At 35.5% G+C, this 22,375-nt stretch carries 15 protein-coding genes; 11 read left to right on the top strand and 4 right to left on the bottom strand.

The window, feature by feature from the left end; translation table 11 throughout:
• Position 1: 1 nt before the first annotated feature.
• From ID741_RS13195 to nifJ, 5 genes are all read left to right on the top strand, one after another.
• Positions 2–592 (top strand): nucleotidyltransferase family protein, encoded by a 591-nt coding sequence (locus tag ID741_RS13195; protein WP_438720269.1) that lies wholly within the window; start codon positions 2–4, stop codon positions 590–592.
• Positions 593–889: 297 nt separating this feature from the next.
• Positions 890–1,333 carry a flavodoxin gene (locus ID741_RS13190; protein WP_438720268.1) on the top strand — a complete coding sequence of 148 codons (444 nt, stop codon included), beginning with the start codon at positions 890–892 and terminating at the stop codon, positions 1,331–1,333.
• Between the two features lie 24 nt (positions 1,334–1,357).
• Positions 1,358–2,176 carry a sulfide/dihydroorotate dehydrogenase-like FAD/NAD-binding protein gene (locus tag ID741_RS13185; RefSeq protein ID WP_218324738.1) on the top strand — a complete coding sequence of 273 codons (819 nt, stop codon included), beginning with the start codon at positions 1,358–1,360 and terminating at the stop codon, positions 2,174–2,176.
• A gap of 9 nt (positions 2,177–2,185) precedes the next feature.
• Positions 2,186–3,586, top strand: coding sequence for an NADPH-dependent glutamate synthase (gene gltA, locus ID741_RS13180; protein ID WP_438720267.1), 1,401 nt, complete (start codon positions 2,186–2,188; stop codon positions 3,584–3,586).
• A gap of 15 nt (positions 3,587–3,601) precedes the next feature.
• Positions 3,602–7,129, top strand: coding sequence for a pyruvate:ferredoxin (flavodoxin) oxidoreductase (nifJ, locus tag ID741_RS13175; protein WP_218324740.1), 3,528 nt, complete (start codon positions 3,602–3,604; stop codon positions 7,127–7,129).
• Positions 7,130–7,286: 157 nt separating this feature from the next.
• On the opposite strand, the gene metF is transcribed toward nifJ, so the two are convergent.
• Together metF and metE are read right to left on the bottom strand one after the other, a co-directional pair.
• Positions 7,287–8,156: a methylenetetrahydrofolate reductase [NAD(P)H] gene (gene metF / locus ID741_RS13170; RefSeq protein ID WP_218324741.1), complete on the bottom strand. Its 870-nt coding sequence runs from the start codon at positions 8,154–8,156 to the stop codon at positions 7,287–7,289.
• The gene (gene metE / locus ID741_RS13165) at positions 8,143–10,407 is read right to left on the bottom strand and encodes a 5-methyltetrahydropteroyltriglutamate--homocysteine S-methyltransferase (RefSeq protein WP_438720266.1); all 2,265 of its coding nucleotides are present in this window, start codon (positions 10,405–10,407) and stop codon (positions 8,143–8,145) included. The genes metF and metE overlap by 14 nt, the downstream gene beginning before the upstream one ends.
• Before the next feature lie 146 nt (positions 10,408–10,553).
• Between metE and ID741_RS13160 the strand changes: the two genes are divergently transcribed.
• Positions 10,554–11,480: a LysR family transcriptional regulator gene (locus tag ID741_RS13160; RefSeq protein ID WP_218324743.1), complete on the top strand. Its 927-nt coding sequence runs from the start codon at positions 10,554–10,556 to the stop codon at positions 11,478–11,480.
• 34 nt (positions 11,481–11,514) lie between these two features.
• On the opposite strand, the gene ID741_RS13155 is transcribed toward ID741_RS13160, so the two are convergent.
• Positions 11,515–12,360 (bottom strand): GyrI-like domain-containing protein, encoded by an 846-nt coding sequence (locus ID741_RS13155; RefSeq protein WP_438720265.1) that lies wholly within the window; start codon positions 12,358–12,360, stop codon positions 11,515–11,517.
• Positions 12,361–12,517: 157 nt separating this feature from the next.
• Positions 12,518–13,852, bottom strand: coding sequence for a H2O-forming NADH oxidase (nox, locus tag ID741_RS13150; RefSeq protein WP_218324744.1), 1,335 nt, complete (start codon positions 13,850–13,852; stop codon positions 12,518–12,520).
• A 414-nt stretch (positions 13,853–14,266) separates the two neighbouring features.
• Between nox and ID741_RS13145 the strand changes: the two genes are divergently transcribed.
• The 5 genes from ID741_RS13145 to licT all read left to right on the top strand — a co-directional run bounded on the left by ID741_RS13145 (position 14,267) and on the right by licT (position 22,368).
• Complete coding sequence (locus ID741_RS13145; RefSeq protein ID WP_438720264.1) at positions 14,267–15,757, top strand: glycoside hydrolase family 1 protein; 1,491 nt, start codon at positions 14,267–14,269, stop codon at positions 15,755–15,757.
• Positions 15,758–15,826: 69 nt separating this feature from the next.
• On the top strand, positions 15,827–17,578 hold the full coding sequence (locus ID741_RS13140; RefSeq protein ID WP_218324746.1) for a helix-turn-helix domain-containing protein: 1,752 nt from the start codon (positions 15,827–15,829) through the stop codon (positions 17,576–17,578).
• Positions 17,579–17,690: 112 nt separating this feature from the next.
• Entirely contained in the window at positions 17,691–19,526 is a 1,836-nt protein-coding gene (locus tag ID741_RS13135) for a beta-glucoside-specific PTS transporter subunit IIABC (RefSeq protein WP_438720263.1), read from the top strand.
• Positions 19,527–19,537: 11 nt separating this feature from the next.
• Entirely contained in the window at positions 19,538–20,995 is a 1,458-nt protein-coding gene (locus ID741_RS13130; protein WP_438720262.1) for a glycoside hydrolase family 1 protein, read from the top strand.
• A gap of 533 nt (positions 20,996–21,528) precedes the next feature.
• The gene (gene licT / locus ID741_RS13125) at positions 21,529–22,368 is read left to right on the top strand and encodes a BglG family transcription antiterminator LicT (protein WP_218324749.1); all 840 of its coding nucleotides are present in this window, start codon (positions 21,529–21,531) and stop codon (positions 22,366–22,368) included.
• Positions 22,369–22,375 lie beyond the last annotated feature (7 nt).

Here is a 22,375-nt window from a genome sequence, read left to right as displayed (position 1 = left end):
CATGGTAATTTCTGATACAAGTATCGTAATCATGGCGAGTGGTTTTTCAAATCGCATGAAGAAAAATAAATTATTTTTAACTTATCAAGGGGAAACATTTTTAACGCGGGCACTTAAGTTAGCATTAAAAAATTCTGCATTTCATGAAGTATTATTAGTCATTAAACCAGAGGATTTGGCTAAAATAGAAATACCGCCAAAAGTTAAAGTAGTTTTAAATCACGAGAGCGGTCTTGGCCAAAGCACCAGTGTAAAGTTAGGTGCCTCAGAGGCTAGTGGAAAACATCTTATTTTTATACCGATTGACCAACCTAGATTATCCAGTGAATTGCTAGAAAAACTGGCAAAACAAGGGGACAGTCAAAATATTGTCTACCCAATCCATAACGGAAATCCCAGTTCCCCAACTTTTTTTGGGGAAAAATATATAGCTGAATTAAAAGAAGTAAGTGGTCAAACTGGTGGACGTAAAATACGTGACAAGTATCATGATTTTACGATTGAAATTCCTTGGTCGAAAGAAGAATTATTCGATATTGATACGCCAGAAAATTATCAAGAATTACTAGAAAAAAGTAACAAAGTATTATAAAATAGTGTTAGGTGAATACCTATTACCGCACTGTCAAATTCGTTTGTCCAGAGGTAGAATCTTTTAAGATTCTACCTCTTTTTTAAGAGATAAGTTTGTAAATGTTTACACAGACTTTAAAAAAAGTTTTTGTCTTGCAAAAAGAATTTGATGTGCTAAAAAAAATTATGGAAATTTGTGAAATATATGTTATATTATAAATGAAGTAGGAAAGTCGAAGTATATTAATTTGTAAGGCTTTTCACATTTCTTCATTTGTTATCATAAAAAATCTGATTTAAAGGAAGGATGAGCAATATGGCTTTGGCAAAAATCGTTTATGCAAGTATGACAGGAAACACAGAAGGAATTTCGGAAATCTTGGAAGAAAAATTTACAGACAAAGGAATCGATGTGGAACGTGTTGAAGTAGACGACGCTGACGATGATTTCTTTGATGATGCAGATATCTGTGTTGTAGCAACTTATACTTACAATGATGGTGAATTACCATTTGATTTTGAAGATTTCTATGAAGAATTACCGGATCAAGATTTAGACGGCAAAGTTTACGGTGTTGTAGGTACTGGTGATAGTGAGCTTTATCCTGACTATTTCTGTACAGCAGCAGATGACTTTGATGCAGCTTTCGCAAAAACAGGAGCTAAAAAAGGCGCTGATGTTGTGAAAATTGAAAATGAAGCAGAAGATGAAGACGTAGTAACATTGGAAGCATTTGTTGCTGCATTAATTGATGCCTAGTCAAACTGAAAGGGATGGGTTAATGTGTTTCTGATTTCAAGACAAAAACAATTAGCTGAAAATGAATTTGAATTTTGGGTGGAAGCGCCGAGAATTGCTGAAAAGGCTCAACCAGGTCAATTTGTCATTTTAAAAAAAGATGAAGAGGCGGAACGCATTCCATTAACTATTGTAGATACAGATTTAGAAGCTGGGACCATCAAAGTGATTTTCCAAGTTGTTGGCCGCTCGACAATTTTGCTTGCTGAATTAAGAGATGGCGATTATCTTAGCGATATTGTCGGCCCATTAGGCAAACCGACTGAGATTGAGAATTATGGAACTGTATTATTGGTTGGTGGTGGTGTCGGAATCGCAGTATTATTACCGATTATTAAAGGTTTAAGTCTAGCTGGTAACCGAGTAATTAGCGTACTAGGGGCAAAAACAGATGAGCTAGTCATCTTGCGAGATGAAGTCGAAGAATTATCAGACGAATTAATTATTATGACAGACGATGGCTCATTGGGTCGTAAAGGTCTAGTAACTGAAGCAATGGTGGATGTTTTCGAACGAGAAAAAATTGATTATTGTTGGGCGATTGGACCAAGCATGATGATGAAATTTGCTACTTTAACTGCTCAAAAATATGAAGTACCAATGTTTGTTTCTTTGAATCCAATTATGATTGATGGCACTGGCATGTGTGGCTGTTGTCGTATCACGGTTAACAATGAAATAAAATTTGCTTGTGTAGATGGGCCTGAGTTTAATGCATATGATGTTGATTGGGATGAGTTTGTTCAGCGAAGTAGACAGTATCGTGAAGAAGAAACCCTCTCATTAGAACAATTGGGAAGGTAGGTGGCGAAAATGGCAAAAAGAAGTTATACAAAGACACCGATGAAAGAGCAAGATCCAATTGTTCGCTCGACTAATTTCTCAGAAGTTGCTCTAGGTTATACGGATGAAGAGGGACGCTTAGAAGCGATTCGCTGTCTGCAATGTAAAGATGCTCCTTGTATTCAATATTGCCCAGTGATGATTGACATCCCAGGATTCATTCAAGCAATTAAAGATGAAGATATGCCGGAAGCTTATCGTATTATTAATCGCTTTTCTAATTTACCGGCTATTTGTGGTCGTGTTTGTCCGCAAGAAAAGCAATGTGAAATGGTTTGCCGTTTAGGAAAATCGAAAAAATTCGAACCAGTAGCAATTGGTAAACTAGAACGTTATGTTGCTGATTGGGCTTTAGAAAATGCGGTTTCGGAAGAACCGATCCCATTGGACAAAGGAAAAGTTGCCGTGATTGGATCAGGACCGTCTGGTTTAACTGTGGCTGGTGATTTAGCCAAAATGGGATATGAAGCGACTATCTTTGAAGCGCTGCATAAAGCTGGTGGTGTATTGAGCTATGGTATTCCTGAGTTCCGTTTACCAAAAAGTATTGTAGCTAAAGAAATCAACCAAATCAAAGCAGCTGGCGTAAAAATTGAAACGAACGTGATTGTTGGTAGAACAATTACAATGGAAGAAATTATGGATCAGTTTGATGCTTGTTATATCGCAGTCGGTGCGGGAACACCAAACTTCATGGGTATTCCAGGGACTGGTTTAAATGGTGTTCAAGCCTCAAGTGAATTTTTAACACGGATTAATTTAATGCATGGTTATGAATTCCCTAAATATGATACACCAGTCAAACGAAGTAAAAAAGTTGCGGTTATTGGCGGCGGAAATGTCGCAATGGATGCAGCTCGTTCGGCTAAACGTTTAGGGGCCGATCAAGTAACGGTTATTTATCGCCGAACTGTTGAAGAATTGCCTGCCAGAGAAGAAGAATACCATCATTCAGTTGAAGAAGGTATCGAATATGAATGGTTAACTGCTCCGGTAGAATATTTAGGTGATGGTGACGGTAATTTAATCGGTGTGAAATGTATAAAAATGGAATTGGGTGAACCTGATGATTCTGGTCGTAGGAGACCGGTACCGATTCCTGATAGCGAATTTATCATTGAATCAAGTGAAGTGATTGAGGCTATTGGTCAAGGACCAAACAAAATTTTACTAGAAAGCTATCCAGATATGAACCTTAACAAATGGGGTTATATTGATGCAGATGAAGAAACTTGCGCTACGAACGTCCCAGGACTTTTTGCCGGTGGAGATATCGTGACCGGTGCGGCCACAGTTATTTTGGCTATGGGTGCAGGAAAACTTGCTGCCAAAGAGATCGATGCCTACATTACTCAGCAAAAAGATCAATAGAAGAGGAAGTTTGCAATGAAAAAGATGAAAACAATGGATGGAAATACAGCAGCTGCCTATATTTCCTATGCATTTACAGAAGTTGCAGCGATTTACCCAATTACGCCTAGTTCAACAATGGCTGAAGTAGTCGATGAATGGGCTGTAAAGGGACAAAAAAATATTTTTGGTGAACCTGTTAAAGTAGTTGAAATGCAATCGGAAGCAGGGGCTGCTGGTACAGTTCATGGTTCCTTACAAACGGGCGTTCTTACCTCTACTTATACAGCCTCACAAGGATTATTGCTAATGATTCCTAATATGTATAAGATTGCCGGAGAATTATTGCCAAGTGTATTCCATGTTGCAGCACGTGCGGTCTCAACCAATGCTTTATCTATTTTTGGTGATCATAGTGATGTAATGGCTGCTCGTTCAACTGGGTTTGCGATGTTAGCAGAAAGTAGCGTACAAGAAGTAATGGACTTGTCTGCTGTTGCTCATTTAGCAAGTATTGAAGGCACTTTGCCTTTTGTAAACTTTTTTGACGGTTTCAGAACAAGTCATGAGTTGCAAAAAATTGAAGTATTAGATTATGAAGATTTAAAAGGTTTAGTTAATCAAGAAAAACTAAAAGAGTTTCGTGATCGTGCTTTGAATCCAAATAATCCACACGTTTCAGGAACTGCCCAAAACCCGGATCTTTATTTCCAATCTCGTGAAACAGTCAACCAATTTTATGATCGTTTACCAGCAGTTGTTGAAAAATATATGGCTGAAATTAATAAACTTCGTGGCACTAATTACGATTTAACAACTTATTATGGTGCTGAAGATGCAACCGAAGTGATTATTTCAATGGGTTCTGTGGCACCAACGATTCGTCAAACAGTAGATTATTTGAATAAACAAGGTCGCAAAGTGGGACATATTAATATTCACTTATACCGTCCTTTCCCAACTGAAAATTTATTGGCAAAATTACCAGATACAGTTAAAAGCATTGCCGTTTTAGATCGTACCAAAGAACCGGGTGCAGACGGCGAACCATTATTATTAGATGTTCAAAGCATCTTGTATCGTCATACAAAACGACCAATCGTTATTGGTGGCCGTTATGGTATTGCTTCAAAAGATACAACACCTGATCAAATTGTTTCTGTTTATGATGAATTAGTGAAACCAGTTGATGAAATGAAACAACGCTTCACAATCGGAATTATTGATGATGTGACGCATTTATCATTGGAAAAACGTGAAATTCTTGATTTGACGCCAGATACAACTTATCAAGCAAAATTCTGGGGCTTTGGTTCAGACGGTACTGTTGGTGCTAATAAACAAGCCATCAAAATCATCGGGAACCACACTGATCGTTATGCTCAAGCATACTTCTCTTATGACTCTAAAAAATCAAGCGGGTTAACCGTGTCTCATTTACGTTTTGGGATGGATCCGATTAATTCAATTTACTTAGTTGAACGTCCAAACTTTGTCGGTTGTCATAATGCCGCTTACTTACACAAATATGATTTGGTTAAAGGCCTAAGAGATGGCGGAACTTTCTTACTGAATACAGTTTGGGATGAAGAGCAGGTTAAAAAACACTTACCAAATTCGTTGAAACGTTATTTAGCAGAGCATAATATCAAGTTCTACATTATCAACGCTATGTCAATTGCCAGCAAAATTGGGTTAGGTCGCAGAATTAATACAGTTATGTCGGCTTCATTCTTTGAACTTTCAGATATTATGGAACGCGATGAGTTCTTGCCATTACTTAAAGAAGAAATTCAAAATACGTATGGCAATAAATCACAAAAAGTAGTTGAAATGAACTGGCAAGCAATTGATCAAACTTTCGATAAACTACATGAAGTTGAAGTACCAAAAGAATGGGCTGAAATTGAAGTTGTGGTTGAAAAAGTGGATGATTCTGATCGTCCAGCTTTTGTTCGCAATATTTTAGATCCAGTGAATCGCCAAGAAGGTGATGATCTTTCAGTTGGTGATTTGATTGATAATGGCATGTTAGCCGGTCGAATCCCGATGGGTACAGCAGCTTATGAAAAACGAGGAATTGCTCTAGAAGTCCCTGAATGGTTAACTGATAAATGTACCATGTGTAATGAATGTTCATTCGTTTGTCCACATGCTGCGATTCGTCCATTCTTAATTGATGAAGATGAAATTGGTGATGCACCAGAAGGTTTCATTACTCGTGACTTCAAGAAAAATGGTTTGATGTTCAGAATTCAAGTTTCATTAGAAGATTGTACTGGCTGTGGACTATGTGTGGAACAATGTCCTGCTTCAGCGCTTGTCATGAAACCTTATGAAGAACAAAAAGAAGAAGCTGTTAACTGGGCATTTGCAATGACTTTACGTCAAAAAGAAAACCCTGTGAAATTAGCTTCAGTTAAAGGCTCACAATTTGAACAACCATTATTAGAATTCTCAGGAGCATGTTCTGGTTGTGGTGAAACACCGTACATTAAATTATTAACACAATTATATGGTGATCGTATGATGATTGCTAATACTACTGGCTGTTCGTCAATTTGGGGCGCATCTGCACCAGTAACGCCTTACACTACTAACCAATTTGGTCAAGGACCTGCTTGGTCTAACTCATTATTTGAAGATAATGCTGAGTATGGTTTCGGTATGTACACAGCTACGCAAGTGAAACGTCAACGTCTAATGACAATGATGAAAGATGCTTTAGCAGAAGGTTTAGGCACTGAAGATACTCGAAACATTATGCAAGATTGGGTAGATCACGCATTAGAAGGTGACGGTTCTCAACAACGAGCAGCAAAATTAAAGGCTGTTTTAGCTGAGGAAACGGATGCAAAATTACAAGCAATTTTAGCTGAACAAGATGGTTTTGTTAAACCTAGTCAATGGATTATTGGTGGCGATGGTTGGGCTTATGACATTGGCTTTGGCGGAATTGATCATGTCTTGGCTTCTGGTGAAGACGTAAATATCTTTGTTATGGATAATGAAGTATATGCCAACACGGGTGGACAAATGTCGAAAGCAACACCAACATCTGCAATCGCAAAATTTGCAGCTGGTGGTAAGAAAACGGCTAAAAAAGACTTAGGTATGATGGCTGTCACTTATGGCAACGTTTATGTAGCACAAATTTCGATGGAAGCTAATGCAACTCAAGCTATTAAAGCTATTACTGAAGCGGAGGCTTATGATGGTCCATCAATCATCATTGGTTACACACCATGTATTGCTCACGGCTTACACGGTGGGATGACGAACTCAATTCAAGAAGCAAAAGCTGCAGTTGAGTCAGGATATTGGCAATTGTATCGCTATGATCCTCGTTTAGCTGCTAAAGGAAAAGATCCAATGCGGATTGACTTTAAGAAAGCTGACTTCTCTAAAATTCCAGATTTATTGGATACACAGACTCGTTTTGCTGCCTTGAAGAGCATCAAAAAAGATCCAGAAGTAGTGGAAGAAATGTATCAGCAAACTGTCGAAGATATGGAAAAACGTTCTGAAACATATGCTGACATGGCTAACATGAAGAAAAAATAAATCAATTATTCCCAAGCTGTAGATTATGGCTTGGGTTTTTTTATGCAAAAAAAGACTATGACATAAGTTAGAACAGAATTAATATATCTGAACGGCCTCTGATAATTAGGGTATTCAGGATATTTCATCTATAAAATACTTATGTCACAGTCTTTATTTAACTTATCATTTTCTGTTTATGGAATAGGGAAGCTGTGGCAGCTACAATTTGGTTTGCTGTTTCAGCGTGGTTCATAGTGTATAAATGAATGCCGGCTGAATCTTGGGTGACTAAATCGACAATTTGGTCAATTGCATAAGCAATTCCAGCATCTCGTAAGGCAATTGGATCGTGCTCATATTTTTCCAATATGGCTAGGAATTTTCTCGGTAATTTTGCTTCACTTGTTTTAATTAATCGCAATGCTTGATTACGATTAATAATTGGCATAATGCCCGCTAAAATTGGAACATTGATGTTGGCTAGTTGGCATTTTTCTTGGAAGTCATAAAAAAGTTCATTATCAAAAAAAAGTTGAGTAATTAGTTCGTTGCAACCTGCATCGACTTTTTGCTTAAGATTTTGAATATCCGTAATACGATTAGCAGAATCAGGGTGAATTTCTGGGTAACAAGCGCCACTGATTTTAAAATCAGGCTGCTTTGCTTGAATGAAATCGATTAAATCGCTGGCATATTTGAAATCATCTTTTGCAGGTTCTTCAGGTAAAATATCGCCACGTAAGGCTAAAATGTTTTTTATATTTAGTTGGTTCAAATGATCAAGAATAGTGGCTACTTCAATTTTTGTTAGATAAGCTGCTGGTAAATGAGTAACAGTCGGAATATTGAGTTGATTTTGGATATAATCGGCCAATTTGATTGTTGTTGATTCAAAACTTCCCTTGGTATTACTACAAGTGACACTAATAAAATCAGGAGAGAGTTGCTGCAAATCGTTGAGGATTTGCAGCATTTTCTGATTGCCGATTTGTGTTTTTGGTGGAAATATTTCAAAAGACAAGGAGGGTGTCTTATTTTTTGTCATGGATTAATAACTCCTTTCGGGCGAATTTTGCCGCAGCCGTCATATTTTGTAGACTGGCTTTTGTTTCTTTAATGCCTCGCGTTTTCAGTCCACAGTCTGGATTAATCCAAATTTTTTCTTGCGGTACTTTTGCTAAAATAGCATCAATTGTAGTTTTAATTTCTTCAGTGCTAGGAATTCGTGGCGAATGAATGTCATAGACTCCTGGGCCAACTTGCGTTTTAAAGTGATTAGCTTTTAATTCATCTAAAATTTCTAAATTTGACCGAGAAGCTTCAAAGGAGATGACATCAGCATCCATCTGATCAATTGCCGGAATAATATCAGTAAATTCGCTATAACACATATGGGTGTGAATTTGTGTTTGTGGCTGCACTTTACTATGAACTAACCGAAAAGCTGGAATAGCCCAATCTAAATATTCGCTGTACCAATCATTTTTTCTTAATGGTAATTTTTCTCGTAAAGCAGCTTCGTCAATTTGAATAATTCGGATGCCATTTTCTTCCAAGTCTAAAACTTCTTCTTGTATAGCTAGTGCAATTTGTAAGGTTGATTCTTTTAAAGAAATATCTTCTCGTGGAAAAGACCAGTTTAAAATGGTTACTGGACCAGTCAACATTCCTTTGACCCATTTGTTGGTCTGTTTTTGTGCGTATTTGGACCATTTAACAGTAATTGGTGCTGTTCGATAAATGTCTCCCCAAATAATTGGTGGCTTGACACCGCGAGTACCATAGGATTGCACCCAGCCATTTTTACTAAATAAATAGCCCGCTAAGTTTTGCCCAAAATATTCAACCATGTCGTTTCTTTCAAACTCTCCGTGAACTAACACATCTAGATCAATTTCTTCTTGCCATTGCAACCAGTTATCTATTTGCTGGGCAATGAATTGATCGTACGTTTTCTGGTCAATTTCCTTTTTCTTGAAACGCGCACGAGTTTGCTTAACTTCTTTGGTTTGCGGAAATGAACCAATAGTTGTGGTTGGTAATAAAGGTAATTGGAATTCTTTTCGTTGGAGAAGTTCTCTTTTTTCAAAAGCTGGTTGACGGATATATGACTCAGGCGTTAGAGAAGCAATTTTTTCTTCTACCTTTGGATCTTTTGTGAATCGTTCTTGTTGGAACAAGGCTTGATTTTTTTCTAGCTTTTCTGATTTTCCAGCAACTATCTCTGATAACTCAACCAGCTCATTTAATTTCTCAGTAGCATAAGAAAAATGTTTTTTAACTTCAACAGGGAATTCTTCGTTTTCAATAGAAAATGGTACATGTAATAATGAACAAGAAGTATTTAAAACAACATTTTGAGTAGGTAATTGTTGTAAAATTGCTAAGCTTTTTTGATATTGATTTCGCCAAATATTTTTTCCGTTGATGATACCCGCATATAATTTTTTATCAGCAGGAAAGCCTGTTTGTAATAATGATATATTTTTTGGACCTTCGACAAAGTCCAATCCGATAGCATCAATCGATAATTGAATCAAATCTTGATAAATATCACGAACATCACCGAAATAAGTTTGTAGCAAAATTTTTAAATCTTGTTTGTCATTTAATAAATTATGGTAAATATCTAAAAATAGTGCTTTTTGTTCTACAGAAAGATCGGTTACTAAGCTGGGTTCATCTAATTGAATCCACTGGGCACCTAACGCTTTTAACTCCTTGAAAATGTCTTGATAAGCAATCGTAAGATCATTCACAAAATCTTTTGCAGAAATACCCTCCTCAAAATCTGCCAATGAAAGTAAGGTAAATGGTCCAATTAAAACTGGACGAGTCTCGATATCTAATGCTTTTGCCTCTTGATATTCATTAAATATTTTACTGCTGTTAATTTTTACTTTAGTTATTTTTTCAAACTTCGGTACTAAATAGTGATAATTGGTATTAAACCACTTTTTCATAGGTAAAGCTTTGATATCAATTGTTTCTGACTGATGCCCACGAGCTAAAGCAAAGAATTTTTCTAAAGACGATAAGGGACTAGTTTCAACATTTGACGGAATGATATTGAATAAAAAAGCTGTGTCTAAGAGATTGTCGTATAGGGAAAAGTCATTACTGACAACTTCATCTACACCTGATTCTTTGACTAATTGCCAATGTTTTCGGCGTAATTCTTTTGCTGTAGCTTGTAATTCTGATTCATTTATTTCATTTCTAAAATATTTTTCAGTTGCAAATTTTAATTCTCTAAATTCACCCAATCTGGGAAAACCAATAATTGTTGTAGTCATATATTCTTCCTCCTAAGTACTCCTTGTTGTTATTTGAAAGATTAACATGAATATGAATGCTTGGATAATTGAAAAAATATGGCAAAAGTTATAGCTAAAAACTATAACCTGACGTAAACTATTTAAAAAGATATAAGGGAGAAAAAATGAGAATCCAACAACTGCAATATTTAGAGGAAATTGTGAAAACTGGCTCAATTAATGAGGCAGCAAAACAGCTTTTTTTAACTCAGCCTAGTGTTTCTAATGCAATTAAAGAATTAGAAAATGAATTGAATTTGAAACTGCTGTTACGGAGTAAAATGGGTGTTTCCCTGACTGATGAAGGACGAGAATTTATGATTTATGCCCGTCAAATTTTAGATCAGGTAAATTTATTAGAGGAACGGTATAAGCAACAAAGTAAGCGAAAACAAGCTTTCTCAGTTTCAGCACAACATTATGCTTTTGTGGTGCATGCTTTTGTGGAGTTGATTCGGGGAGTGGAAAGTGAAAAATACCAATTTACTTTACGAGAAACTGAAACGCAAAATATTTTGACAGATTTAAGTAGCTTTAAAAGTGAAATCGGTATTTTATATTTAAATGATTTTAATCAAAAGGTGTTGAAGAAACTATTTAAAGAAGAAAACTTGATTTTCACGCCTTTATTTGATGCAAAGCCCCATGTCTTTGTTGGGATTCAAAATCCATTAACAAAAAAGACAACTGTAAGTTTAGAGGATTTGCTGGATTATCCGTATTTGTCTTATGAACAAGGTGAGGGGAATTCTTTTTATTTTTCTGAAGAAATTTTGAGTACCTTGGATCATAAAAAACAAATCAAAGTATCTGATCGAGCTACTATTTTTAATTTGATGGTTGGTTTAAATGGATATACCATTAGTTCGGGAATCATTTCTAGTGAATTAAATGATGATAAAATTGTTGCGATACCGCTAGAGGTTGAAGATACTATTACTTTAGGTTGGCTAAAACATGAACAAACTGCCTTAACACCTATTGCCAATGAGTATTTAGAAATGCTCAAAACTCACATTCGAGGTTTTGGTTTCACTATCATTGGGGAATAAGATAAAGCGAGGATTTTTACATCCTCGCTTTACTTTATTTTACTGGAAACCAGACTTGGAATTCTGAATGAATGGGGTCGTTGTTTAAATAAGCCTCTAATACAGGTAAGTTCGCATATTCGAAACCAGATGTGGGTAACCATTCGGTATAAATTTGTTTATTTAGTTCTTGAATTCCTTTTGGCATCTCACCAGTCCCGTCGAAGATTGCCCATTTAGCTGCGGGTAAATAATACTCATCGAAACCTGATAATTTTTGATCACTTTGAATACCAATCATGTACTCCCATTGTTTTTGATCAATGTTTTCTGAAATACTAATGCCATATACCGCAGGAAATTCTGGTTGAATTAAAGGAAATAATTTTTCGAGATCGCCTTCTGTTGAGAGTTTTTGCCAAAATTTTGGGATTTCTACCATTGCTGTTTCGACATCAGGACCCAGAGATACTTTCTTTCCAATAAAACGAAGCTGTCCTTTTTCGACAATTTTGTAAGCCATTGCTGCCACTCCTTTAATTTGAATTGAGAAGTTTAACTTTGGATAGCTTAGCAGTTTGGTATCAGAATTTTTTGCTTGTTGCGGAGTCATACCTTGAATCTTTTTGAAAGCACGATTAAATGAAGTAGGGGAATCATAGCCATATTTGACTGCTACATCAATTACTTTTCCGCTATTCTGTAAATCGACTGCTGCGAGACTCATTTTTCGACGACGAATGTATTCTCCTAAAGAGACGTCGGCAATATAAGAAAACATCCGTTGATAATGATAACTGGAACAACAGGCAATCTTTGCAATTTCTTCATAAGAAATTTCTTGCTCTAGATGATTTTCCAAATAATTTAAGCTCTGATTTAACCGTTCTAACCAATCCAAATAGTTCACTTCCTTTCCCACAACTGTTGTGGTATTTATAGTTTAAGGTAATTTCTGCAGTTGAGCCTCTTAAATTGTGCACAAAACAGCGAGTGTAAAATATGTAGAAAAAAAGTGATAAGCAAAATATTGATTTCGCTTATCACTTTACCTTTAATTATTCAGCACTTAAAGCAGCCATCGTAATGTAGTTATATGGCTGATTGAAGTGAGGCAAGAAGAAAATATCTAATAATTTTAATTTATCGATAGTTACACCTTCTTCAATTGCTAATGAGAACATATGAATACCCATAGCAATTTCAGGAGTAGTTGAAGCAAGTTGGGCACCAACTACTCGACGAGAACCTTCTTCATAAACGATTCGAATCTTCACTTTATCGTTTTCTTTCATAAAGCCAGGTTTTTGTAAGTCTTCAAAGTCAGTATGTTTTACTTTCATGCCATTTTTTTCAGCAGCTTCAACGGATAAGCCAGTTGAAACCATATTGTAACCAAAGATGGAAATACCGTTTGAACCTTGAACACCAGTCGATTCTAAAGGAGTTCCGCCAATATTATGGGCAGCGACAATCCCTGAACGAACAGCATTTGTCGCTAAGGCAATATAAGTTGTATCTCTTAAGGCATTTGAATAAACGGTCGCACAATCGCCAACAGCATAAACATTCTCATCACTTGTTTGTTGATGACGATCAACTAAGTAAGCGCCATTTTTAAATAATTTTAGATGATCTTTAGCTAAGTCATTATTTGGTAAGAAACCAATTGCATTGATAACTAAATCAACTGGATATTCTCCCGCTTTAGTAACGATCCGTTCAACTTTTTCATCACCTTTATACTCGTTAACCAATTCATCAAAATGTAATTGAATATCATGTTTCGTTAAAACTTGATCCATGTCATTTGTGAACCATTTGTCATAGTAGTTTGGTAAAGAGCGAGAAGCAGCATCAAATAATAGAACATTTTTGCCACGTCGTTTAGCAGCTTCGGCAATTTCAACACCGATATAACCAGCTCCGATAACAGCTACATTTTCTACATCATCATTTGCTAAAATCGCATCAACAGCTTGTCCGTCTTGGAAACGTTTCAAGAAATGGATGTTCTCTAAATCTTTACCAGGAACTTGCGGTGAGATAGGTAAAGAACCAGTTGCTAGAATTAGTTTGTCGTAAGTTTCAACAACTTTTTCGCCATCTTTAGTTAAAGCATGAACTTCTTTTTTATCAAAATCAATATGATCAACCGTAGTTTCCATCATGATTCTAGCGCCTTTTGCTTCAAAATCTTCCTTCTTTGTATAGAATAATCCTTCGTAAGAATCAATTTGACGACCTACCCATAAAGCAGTTCCGCAACCTAGATAACTTAAGTTTGTGTTGCGATCGATCATTACGACTTCTTGATCTTTATAAGTGTCCAATAAAGTATTTGCAGCTGCAATTCCCGCATGGTTCGCTCCGATAATAATTGTCTTTGTCATTAATAAATTCCTCACTTCCAAAATAAGATTAATTTGTTACGACAGCAATTGTAAAGTATTTCACAAAAAACGATAGAACTAAGGTCAATCTTTCCCCCTTTAACAAATAAAGTTTTTTGGGATGAGCGATTCAAGTATTATTTTTTATGATATCGCTCTCACTTTAAAATTATACCAGAAAAGTTAAACTAAATTAAGAATAATTACAAAAAAAGAGAAATATTGTTAAATTAGTGTATTTGACTGTTAAAGTAGGATCATTATGTAACAGAATTGAGAATGGTAATGGCTAATTAACTTTCTTTCGTTCACAAAATTTCTTTTTTACATAGGAAAATTCTAGTATGGCAAATTTACGGCAATAAATATATGCTTATATTAAGAAAACGGATTCGAAAATATAGGAGGGTCATTATGACAGAAACCAATGTATTTCCCGAAAATTTTTTATGGGGTGGTGCAGTAGCTGCCAATCAAGTAGAAGGAGCTTGGCTAGAGGATGGAAAACTACCTAATGTAACAGATACTTTAGTTGGTATTATGAATCAGCATCCAAGTATCTCATGGAATGAAGCCCAAGGAATTTGGGAGTTGGACTTACCTGAAGATATCGCTTTTTTATCTCACGAGGCGGTAGATTTTTACCATCGTTTTGAAGAGGACATTAAAATGATGAGTGAAATGGGTTTTAAAGCTTTTCGTACAAGCATTTCATGGGGACGGATTTTTCCAAAAGGTGACGAAGAAGAGGCAAATGAAGCTGGTCTACTTTTTTATGACCGCTTAATCGAGACTCTTTTAAAATATCACATGGAACCAGTGCTCACTTTAAGTCATTATGAAACGCCCTTAGCTTTAGTAGCAGAATATGGGGGTTGGCAAGATAGACGTTTAATTGATTTTTTTGATCGTTATGCGACAGTTATTTTCAATCGCTATAAAGGGAAAGTAAAGTACTGGATGACCTTTAATGAGATAAATAATGCTTTTCGGATGCCTTATGCTGCTGCAGGTGTAGTCAAATTTCCGGCGACAGATCCAAAAGAACCAATTGCAACTTTGACTAAAAAAGAAATTTTTCAAGCGGTTCATCACTTATTTGTCGCTAATGCATTAGCAACAAAAAGGATGCAAGCAGCAGATCCTGATGCATTAATGGGTGTGATGTGTAGTTTTTCTTCTTTAGCAACTTATCCCGTGGATTGTAATCCTGAGAATGTTTTTGGAGCCTTAGAATTTAAACGCAATTCATATCTATATTCTGATGTGATGTGTCGTGGACATTATCCTGGATATGTCAAAAGGATTTGGCGTGAAGAAGACTGTGCACCAGAAATTGCTGCAGGGGATCTAGATTTATTAGCAGAGTATACTTCAGACTACGTTGCATTTAGTTATTATCGTAGTACCGTTTACAGTAAAGATGCTGAGATGCGTGTAGACACTGGTGGTGCAAAAGGTTTTGATAATCCTTTCTTGACTGAAAAATCTCCTGAACCTTGGAATTGGCCAATTGATCCGCTAGGTTTCCGCTATGTTATGAATGAGTTAACTGATCGGTATGAGCTACCATTATTTATCGTTGAAAATGGCTTGGGAATTGATGAAACGCCTGACGAAAATCAAAGAATCAACGATGTTGAAAGAGCGCGCTATTTAAAAATGCATATTGAACAAATGGCAGAAGCAATTAAAGATGGTTGTGATGTTATTGGTTATCTTTGGTGGGGACCCATCGATATTGTTTCAGCAGGAACTGGTGAAATGAAGAAACGTTATGGCTTTATTTATGTCGATCGCCATAATGATGGCAGTGGCAGTTTCAAGCGGCTGAAAAAAGATAGCTTTGATTATTTCAAACAAGTGATTGAAACAAATGGCGCTAACCTTTCTATTAACATTTAAAATAATTAGCTGTACTTAAACTATTAAGTACAGCTTTTTTGCTACAATAAGCATGGAGGTGATCATTCAATGGATTTAACAAAACGGCAATTAGAACTGTTAGTCTACTTAGCCAATATCAATACTTGGCTAACTAGTGAAAAGCTAGCTGAACATATTCACACCAATAAAAAAACGGTACAATCTGAAATTAAAAACATGCTGGAACTTTATCCAGATGATATAGAGATTGAAAGTAACAAACGTAATGGCTATCATCTTTTATTTCTAGCACCAGAATTACAAACCCAAATCGTAGCAGAAGTAAAGAAACATAAAATGTATTCCAGTATGAATTTTAGAGCATCAACTATTATTATCTATTTAATATTTCAAGAAGACTACGTCAGTATGCAGCACTTAGCTGATCTTTTTTTTCTATCAAAAACAGCTATCTCAAATGAAATTAAAACAATCCAACGCTGGATAGAACGTAATGTTCATTTAGATTTAGAGATTTCCAGTCACAAGGGGCTAAAAATTCATAGTAGTGAAAATATGCGACGAATTTTTGCTTCAATGGTGGGAACTGAGTCAGTTCTAATCGAGAGTAAATTACCAGAAGCATTTATTATGGAAGTGTTAGAAAAAATATCAGTGATTCAAAACTTTATGCAAACTGCTTTGATTGAGGCCAATTATATTGTTTCTGGAGAAGATTTCTTAAGATATGCCCGTTATGTGAGTTTGACAGTCGTCAGAGGAAAGAATCAAAAAAAATTAGAATTGTTAGAACAAAATGATCTCTTAGTTTCAGTGATTGACAAACTAACATTGTTTTTAGATAAAACTTTTGATTATTCTTTGGACGATAATGAGCAAACGGCTTTAGGAAATCGTCTGTTAGAACTAAATTATTTACATTTAAACGAAGGCGACAATTTAGTTTTAAAACAAAAACTGCGAAAATTTGAAACAGCTTTAATTGATTATTTAAAGCTACCAACTGAGCAACTTTTTAAAAATCCCGATGCATTACTAGTCCATATTCAGCAGATGGCAACTAGAATGGCGGCAGGTCACAATGTGTTAAACCATTTCGCTCAAAAAACACTGTCTAATTATCCTTTGGAAACCTATTTAGTGCGTCGATTTTTTCCGTTGTACTTTGACTTGCGACCGAATCTTGCTGAACTTTCTTATTTAGTCTTGTATTTGGCAGAAGCATTAGAGAATTATCGTAGTGAGGGGAATTTGCTAATTGTCAGTAATCAGCCCTTGAGTATTTTAAATGCTTTAAAACGCAGTATAGAGAATAGCTTACAACGAAAAATCCGCCAAGTGCAAATTGAACCAGTTTATGTTTTTGAAGCAAAAAAAGAACAACATGATTACAGCGTGTTATTGACCACAGAACAAGAAATAGTTTTCGAGAATCCAGGCTTCAGTTTTATTCCGAGTGTTTTATCAGAAGCAGAACTGAATGAATTAAGCACGGAGCTTTATCACGTTATTAGTGAACGAGAAGAAATAAATAAGAAAAACTTTTTGTCCAAATACTATGGGGCAGAAAGTCAGGTAGATATTACTAAAAAAATAGATAATATTCATCAATTATTACCTAATTCTAGTGAATTAGTATTGGTGCCTATTACTTCAAAAATCTTATTTGCTTGTGAAATAAAAGAAAGTGGTATGTCTCAAATACGTGAATATCATTTAAAAGAACCCATCATCTATCAGCAAAGAAAAATTTCAACTTTGATCCATATATCCTATGTTAAAAATCCCAAAATACTAGCCGATTTTTCTGCAATCAGTGAAATCCTAACGACAAAATAGTGTTCAGTCAATTTCCTTTTTAGTGACGATTTATCTTGAATGGCATGAAAAGGTTTTCCTTCTTATACTATTGATATAGAAAACGGATACAAATTATAAGGGGGAAACAAAAATGGATTATCAGCAATTGGCTAAAGATATTTTAAAAAATGTTGGCGGAGAAGAAAATGTCAGTAATTTATATCACTGTGCCACAAGATTACGTTTCACGCTAAATGATCAGCAAAAAGCGAAAAAAGCTGAGATAGAAAATTTAACCGGTGTCATTTCAGTCGTTGAAGCTGGTGGAATGTTCCAAGTGGTTATTGGTAACACAGTCAATGATGTTTATGAAGCCATCACTAAGATATCAAATCTCGGAACTGCTAGCTCAGAAGTAACCGAAAAAAAAGAAAAGAAAAGTATCTTAAATAGTTTTATTGATATGATTGCTGCGGTTTTTGCACCAACTTTAGGTGTTTTAGCAGGTAGTGGGTTAATTAAAGGAGTTTTGGCTTTGTTAACAAGTGTCGGTTGGCTATCAATTGAAAGTGGCACTTATGTTGTTTTAAATGCTGCAGCAGATGCTTTCTTCTATTTCTTGCCAATTTTCTTAGCTTATACTGCAGCAAAAAAATTCAAAACAGATATCTTTATCGCCATGGTTTTAGCCGCAGCGTTAGTATATCCATCAATTACAACAGCTTTTACAGATGGAACAGCGTTAAATTTTATCGGCATACCAGTTTCGCTGGCAAGATATTCTAGCACCGTTATTCCAGCGATTTTGGCAGTTTATGTGTTATCACATTTAGAACGTCTAATTAGACCTAGACTCCATGAAAGTGTCAGAAATTTATTAACCCCATTTATCTGCTTGATTGTCATGGTTCCTTTGACGTTAATGGTGGTTGGTCCGATTGCAAATATGGCTAGTGAATTAATTGCGAATGGGTATTTAGCTGTTTATAATTTCAGTCCAATTTTATCTGGTGCAGTGATTGGTGGATTCTGGCAAGTCTTAGTCATCTTCGGATTACATTGGGGTATGGTGCCAGTAATGACGAATAACATCAGCTTTTATGGTCGAGATACTTTAGGACCTGGTTGCATGACAGCTGTTGCCGCACAAGCTGGGGCTGTTTTAGGGGTGTTTTTCAAAGCTAAAGATAAAAAAGTAAAAAGCTTAGCTATTTCATCTTTCATTAGTGCATTATTTGGAATTACTGAGCCAGCTGTCTATGGGATTACTTTAAAATACAAAAAACCATTTTATATTGCTTGCGGTGTTGGTGCAATCTTTGGTGGAGTAGCAGGTGCTGCTGGTGCCGGCGCATTAGCTGTCGCTACAAGAAGTATCTTGTCTTTCCCAATCTATATTGGTCAAGGTTTTGTTTGGCTAGTCGCTAGTTATTTCTTATCTATGTTTGTTTCATGTATTTTAACTTTCCTATTTGGTTATAAAGATGAAGTTGCCGCTGAAGAAGACCAATTGATCTTAGCCAATGAAAAAGCCTTAGTATTAGAAAAACCTGCACAAGGAAAAACGATTGCTTTGACTGAAGTTAATGATCCAACTTTTGCTAGTGGTGCAATGGGCGAAGGTTTTGCTGTCATTCCGACTAGGGGAGAAGTTTATAGCCCGGTTGCTGGAACCATTACCTCTATTTTTCCCACCAAACACGCAGTAGGAATGATAACACCAGAAGGGGCTGAAATCTTAATCCATATTGGTATTGATACAGTTAATTTGGCTGGAAAATATTTTAAAACTTCAATTGCTGAAAATGATTCAATTAGAGCCGGTGAATTATTGGTAAGCTTTGATTTAGCAGCCGTTCAAGCTGCCGGATATGATCCAACAATTATGGTAATGGTCACTAACAGTACGAAATTTGGGTCTATTGAATTTGTAGATGAAAATCAAAGTCTGCCTTTGAATGATCAATTTGCAGAACTTTTAGTATAAGGAGAAAAGCTATGACAAAATTTCCGAAAGATTTTTTATGGGGCGGTGCAACAGCTGCTCATCAAGTTGAAGGTGGATTCGACGAAGGCGGAAAAGGACTTTCTGTTTCAGATGTTTATACATTTGACAGTAGTTTGCCAAAAGAAAAATGGACAGACCAATGGCATTTGATGACACATGCTCAAGTGGCGGAGGCACAAAATCCAGATAGTAAAAAATATTATCCAAAACGGAACGGCAATGATTTTTATCATCACTACAAAGAAGACATCGCGCTATTTGCAGAAATGGGCTTCAAATGTTACCGCACATCGATTGCTTGGACTCGAATATTTCCAAATGGATATGAGGACTTGCCGAATGAAGCTGGTCTAGCTTTCTACGATAAAATGTTTGATGAACTTTTAAAATACGGTATTGAACCGGTCGTTTCTTTGTCCCATTATGAAATGCCTTTACATTTGGCAACCGAATATGGTGGCTGGCCGAATCGTCAGTTAATTGATTTCTATGTTAAATTTGCAACAACTGTTTTTAAACGATATAAGAATAAAGTAAAATATTGGATGACTTTTAACGAAATTAATTGTGTGAAGCACCATCCATACGTGAGCATTGGTGTGATCGAAGAAAATCATCCCAATATTGAACAAGCTAAATATCAAGGTGCACATCATCAATTTATCGCAAGTGCTCTGGCGACTAAAGCTTGTCATCAAATTATTCCTGACTCAAAAGTAGGTTGTATGATTAGTTATCAATTATTGATTCCATATTCATGTGACCCAGATGATGTTCAAAAAACTGTCGAAAGTCAAAGAACCTCTCTATTTTTCTCAGATGTCCAAGCTCGGGGCTATTATCCTGCTTATACAAAAAGAATGTTTGAAGAAAAAGGGGTTGTTTTAGAGACTGAAGTTGGTGATGAAGAAATATTGCGGCAGTATCCAGTAGATTTTATTTCTTTTAGTTACTACATGTCGTCAGCTGTCTCAGCTCATCCTGAAAATTTAGAAAATGCAGAAGGAAATTTGATTACCGGCGGAATAAAAAATCCGTATCTACCTAGCAGTGAGTGGGGTTGGCAAATTGATCCAAAAGGTTTGAGAATTGCTTTAAATCAACTCTATGATCGCTATCAAAAACCATTATTTATTGCTGAAAATGGTCTGGGTGCTGTTGATCAAATTGAAAAAGATGGTACCATTCAAGACGATTACCGAATTGATTACTTAAAACAACATATTGAACAGATACAAGAGGCAATTCATGATGGTGTTGACTTATTTGGTTACACTTCGTGGGGATGTATTGATATTGTCAGTGCTTCAACCTCACAAATGTCTAAACGTTATGGCTACATTTATGTTGATCAAGACGATGAAGGTCATGGTACAAGAAATAGAAGAAAGAAAAAATCCTTTGACTGGTATAAAAATGTCATAGCGACAAACGGTGAAGAATTATAAAAAAGAAATTCCTGCCAGCCGGTAGGAATTTTTTCGGCTTTAATGGCACTAAAAGCTGCTGACAAATCAATAATCAGAAAATACACCTTAAATTAAAACTAATTTAAAAGAAATAAATAATATTTTCAGTTTAGTATAGAAAATTAGTCTTCTTAATTTATTTTAAACGTAATTATTCTTTTAAATTGGCTAACAATAGTACTATAAAATAATCTAACATTTACAATTCCAAAGACTTTTAATCAAAAAACTAAAAAAGAACAAAAAAAATCATTGACAGCGTTTTCTTAATTTGCTATGATGATTTTGAAGAAAATAGACCACTGATGGATAGTGATTGTTTAAGTACAAGCTAAACCTGATGAAAGTACGCTTTTTTGTGTACGTTCATTGGGTTTTTTTGTTGCAAAAAAATAATAAATGAATATTTTTTGTGTTTATTTTATATCACATCTGTCATGAAAAATAACAAATAAGGAGTTGGTTATTTATTATTTATTGTTGCAGATAGTAGGAAAATGGAGGATCTAAGCATGCAGATTCAAAAAATTCTAAACAATAATGTTGTGATCACAACAGATCAAAATAATAATGAAGTTGTTGCAATGGGACGTGGTTTAGCGTTCAAAAAAAAAATCGGAGATGTCATTTCTAGTAAAGAGATTGATAAAATTTATCGTCTAGATAATGAAAATTTATCTCACAAGTTTCAAGAATTATTAGAAAATGTTCCTCTTATCTATGTTGAGTTGGCCACTGAAATTATAGATGAGGCAAAGAAAAAATTAGATAAACCCTTAAACGATTCACTATATTTGTCTTTAACGGATCATTTACATGGTGCGATTGAAAGAGGAAGAGAAGGAATCCAATTAAAAAATTTATTGCTTTGGGATATCAAACGTTTTTTTCCTGATGAATATGCATTGGGAAAGAAAGCGATTGTCCAAGTTAAAGAGTTGTTTTCAGTTGATTTAGGAGATGACGAAGCTGGAAATGTTGCTTTGCATTTGGTAAATGCACAAAGCGATGTTGAAAATGGTAACGTCCAGGAATTAACTGAATTGATGCAAGAAATCATTCAAATTACCAGCTATTATTTTAAAGTTCAATTTGACGAAGAATCGGTCTATTTTTATCGCTTTACCACGCATCTACGCTTTTTTGCTTCAAGAATTTTAACTAATAAACAGTTCAATGATGAAACGGACGAAGAATTATTATTGATGATCCAAAAGAAATATCAGAATGCTTATTATTGCACGGAAAAAATTGCGACATTTATTTATCAGAAATATCAGTATTTAATGACTAATGATGAAAAATTATATTTGACAATTCATATTGCAAGACTTGTTCAAAAAACTATTTGAGGAGGAT

Source organism: Enterococcus sp. AZ103 (genome assembly GCF_051714685.1).
GTDB lineage: Bacteria > Bacillota > Bacilli > Lactobacillales > Enterococcaceae > Enterococcus_A > Enterococcus_A alishanensis.
This window is presented reverse-complemented; position numbering and strand designations above follow the sequence as displayed.

Excerpts from the sequence above, each read along its gene's own strand:
- ID741_RS13195 (WP_438720269.1), top strand. The coding sequence starts at position 2 with ATGGTAATTTCTGATACAAGTATCGTAATCATGGCGAGTGGTTTTTCA.
- ID741_RS13190 (WP_438720268.1), top strand. The coding sequence starts at position 890 with ATGGCTTTGGCAAAAATCGTTTATGCAAGTATGACAGGAAACACAGAA.
- gltA (WP_438720267.1), top strand. The coding sequence starts at position 2,186 with ATGGCAAAAAGAAGTTATACAAAGACACCGATGAAAGAGCAAGATCCA.
- nifJ (WP_218324740.1), top strand. The coding sequence starts at position 3,602 with ATGAAAAAGATGAAAACAATGGATGGAAATACAGCAGCTGCCTATATT.
- metF (WP_218324741.1), bottom strand. The coding sequence starts at position 8,156 with ATGACAAAAAATAAGACACCCTCCTTGTCTTTTGAAATATTTCCACCA.
- metE (WP_438720266.1), bottom strand. The coding sequence starts at position 10,407 with ATGACTACAACAATTATTGGTTTTCCCAGATTGGGTGAATTTAGAGAA.
- ID741_RS13160 (WP_218324743.1), top strand. The coding sequence starts at position 10,554 with ATGAGAATCCAACAACTGCAATATTTAGAGGAAATTGTGAAAACTGGC.
- nox (WP_218324744.1), bottom strand. The coding sequence starts at position 13,852 with ATGACAAAGACAATTATTATCGGAGCGAACCATGCGGGAATTGCAGCT.
- ID741_RS13145 (WP_438720264.1), top strand. The coding sequence starts at position 14,267 with ATGACAGAAACCAATGTATTTCCCGAAAATTTTTTATGGGGTGGTGCA.
- ID741_RS13140 (WP_218324746.1), top strand. The coding sequence starts at position 15,827 with ATGGATTTAACAAAACGGCAATTAGAACTGTTAGTCTACTTAGCCAAT.
- ID741_RS13135 (WP_438720263.1), top strand. The coding sequence starts at position 17,691 with ATGGATTATCAGCAATTGGCTAAAGATATTTTAAAAAATGTTGGCGGA.
- ID741_RS13130 (WP_438720262.1), top strand. The coding sequence starts at position 19,538 with ATGACAAAATTTCCGAAAGATTTTTTATGGGGCGGTGCAACAGCTGCT.
- licT (WP_218324749.1), top strand. The coding sequence starts at position 21,529 with ATGCAGATTCAAAAAATTCTAAACAATAATGTTGTGATCACAACAGAT.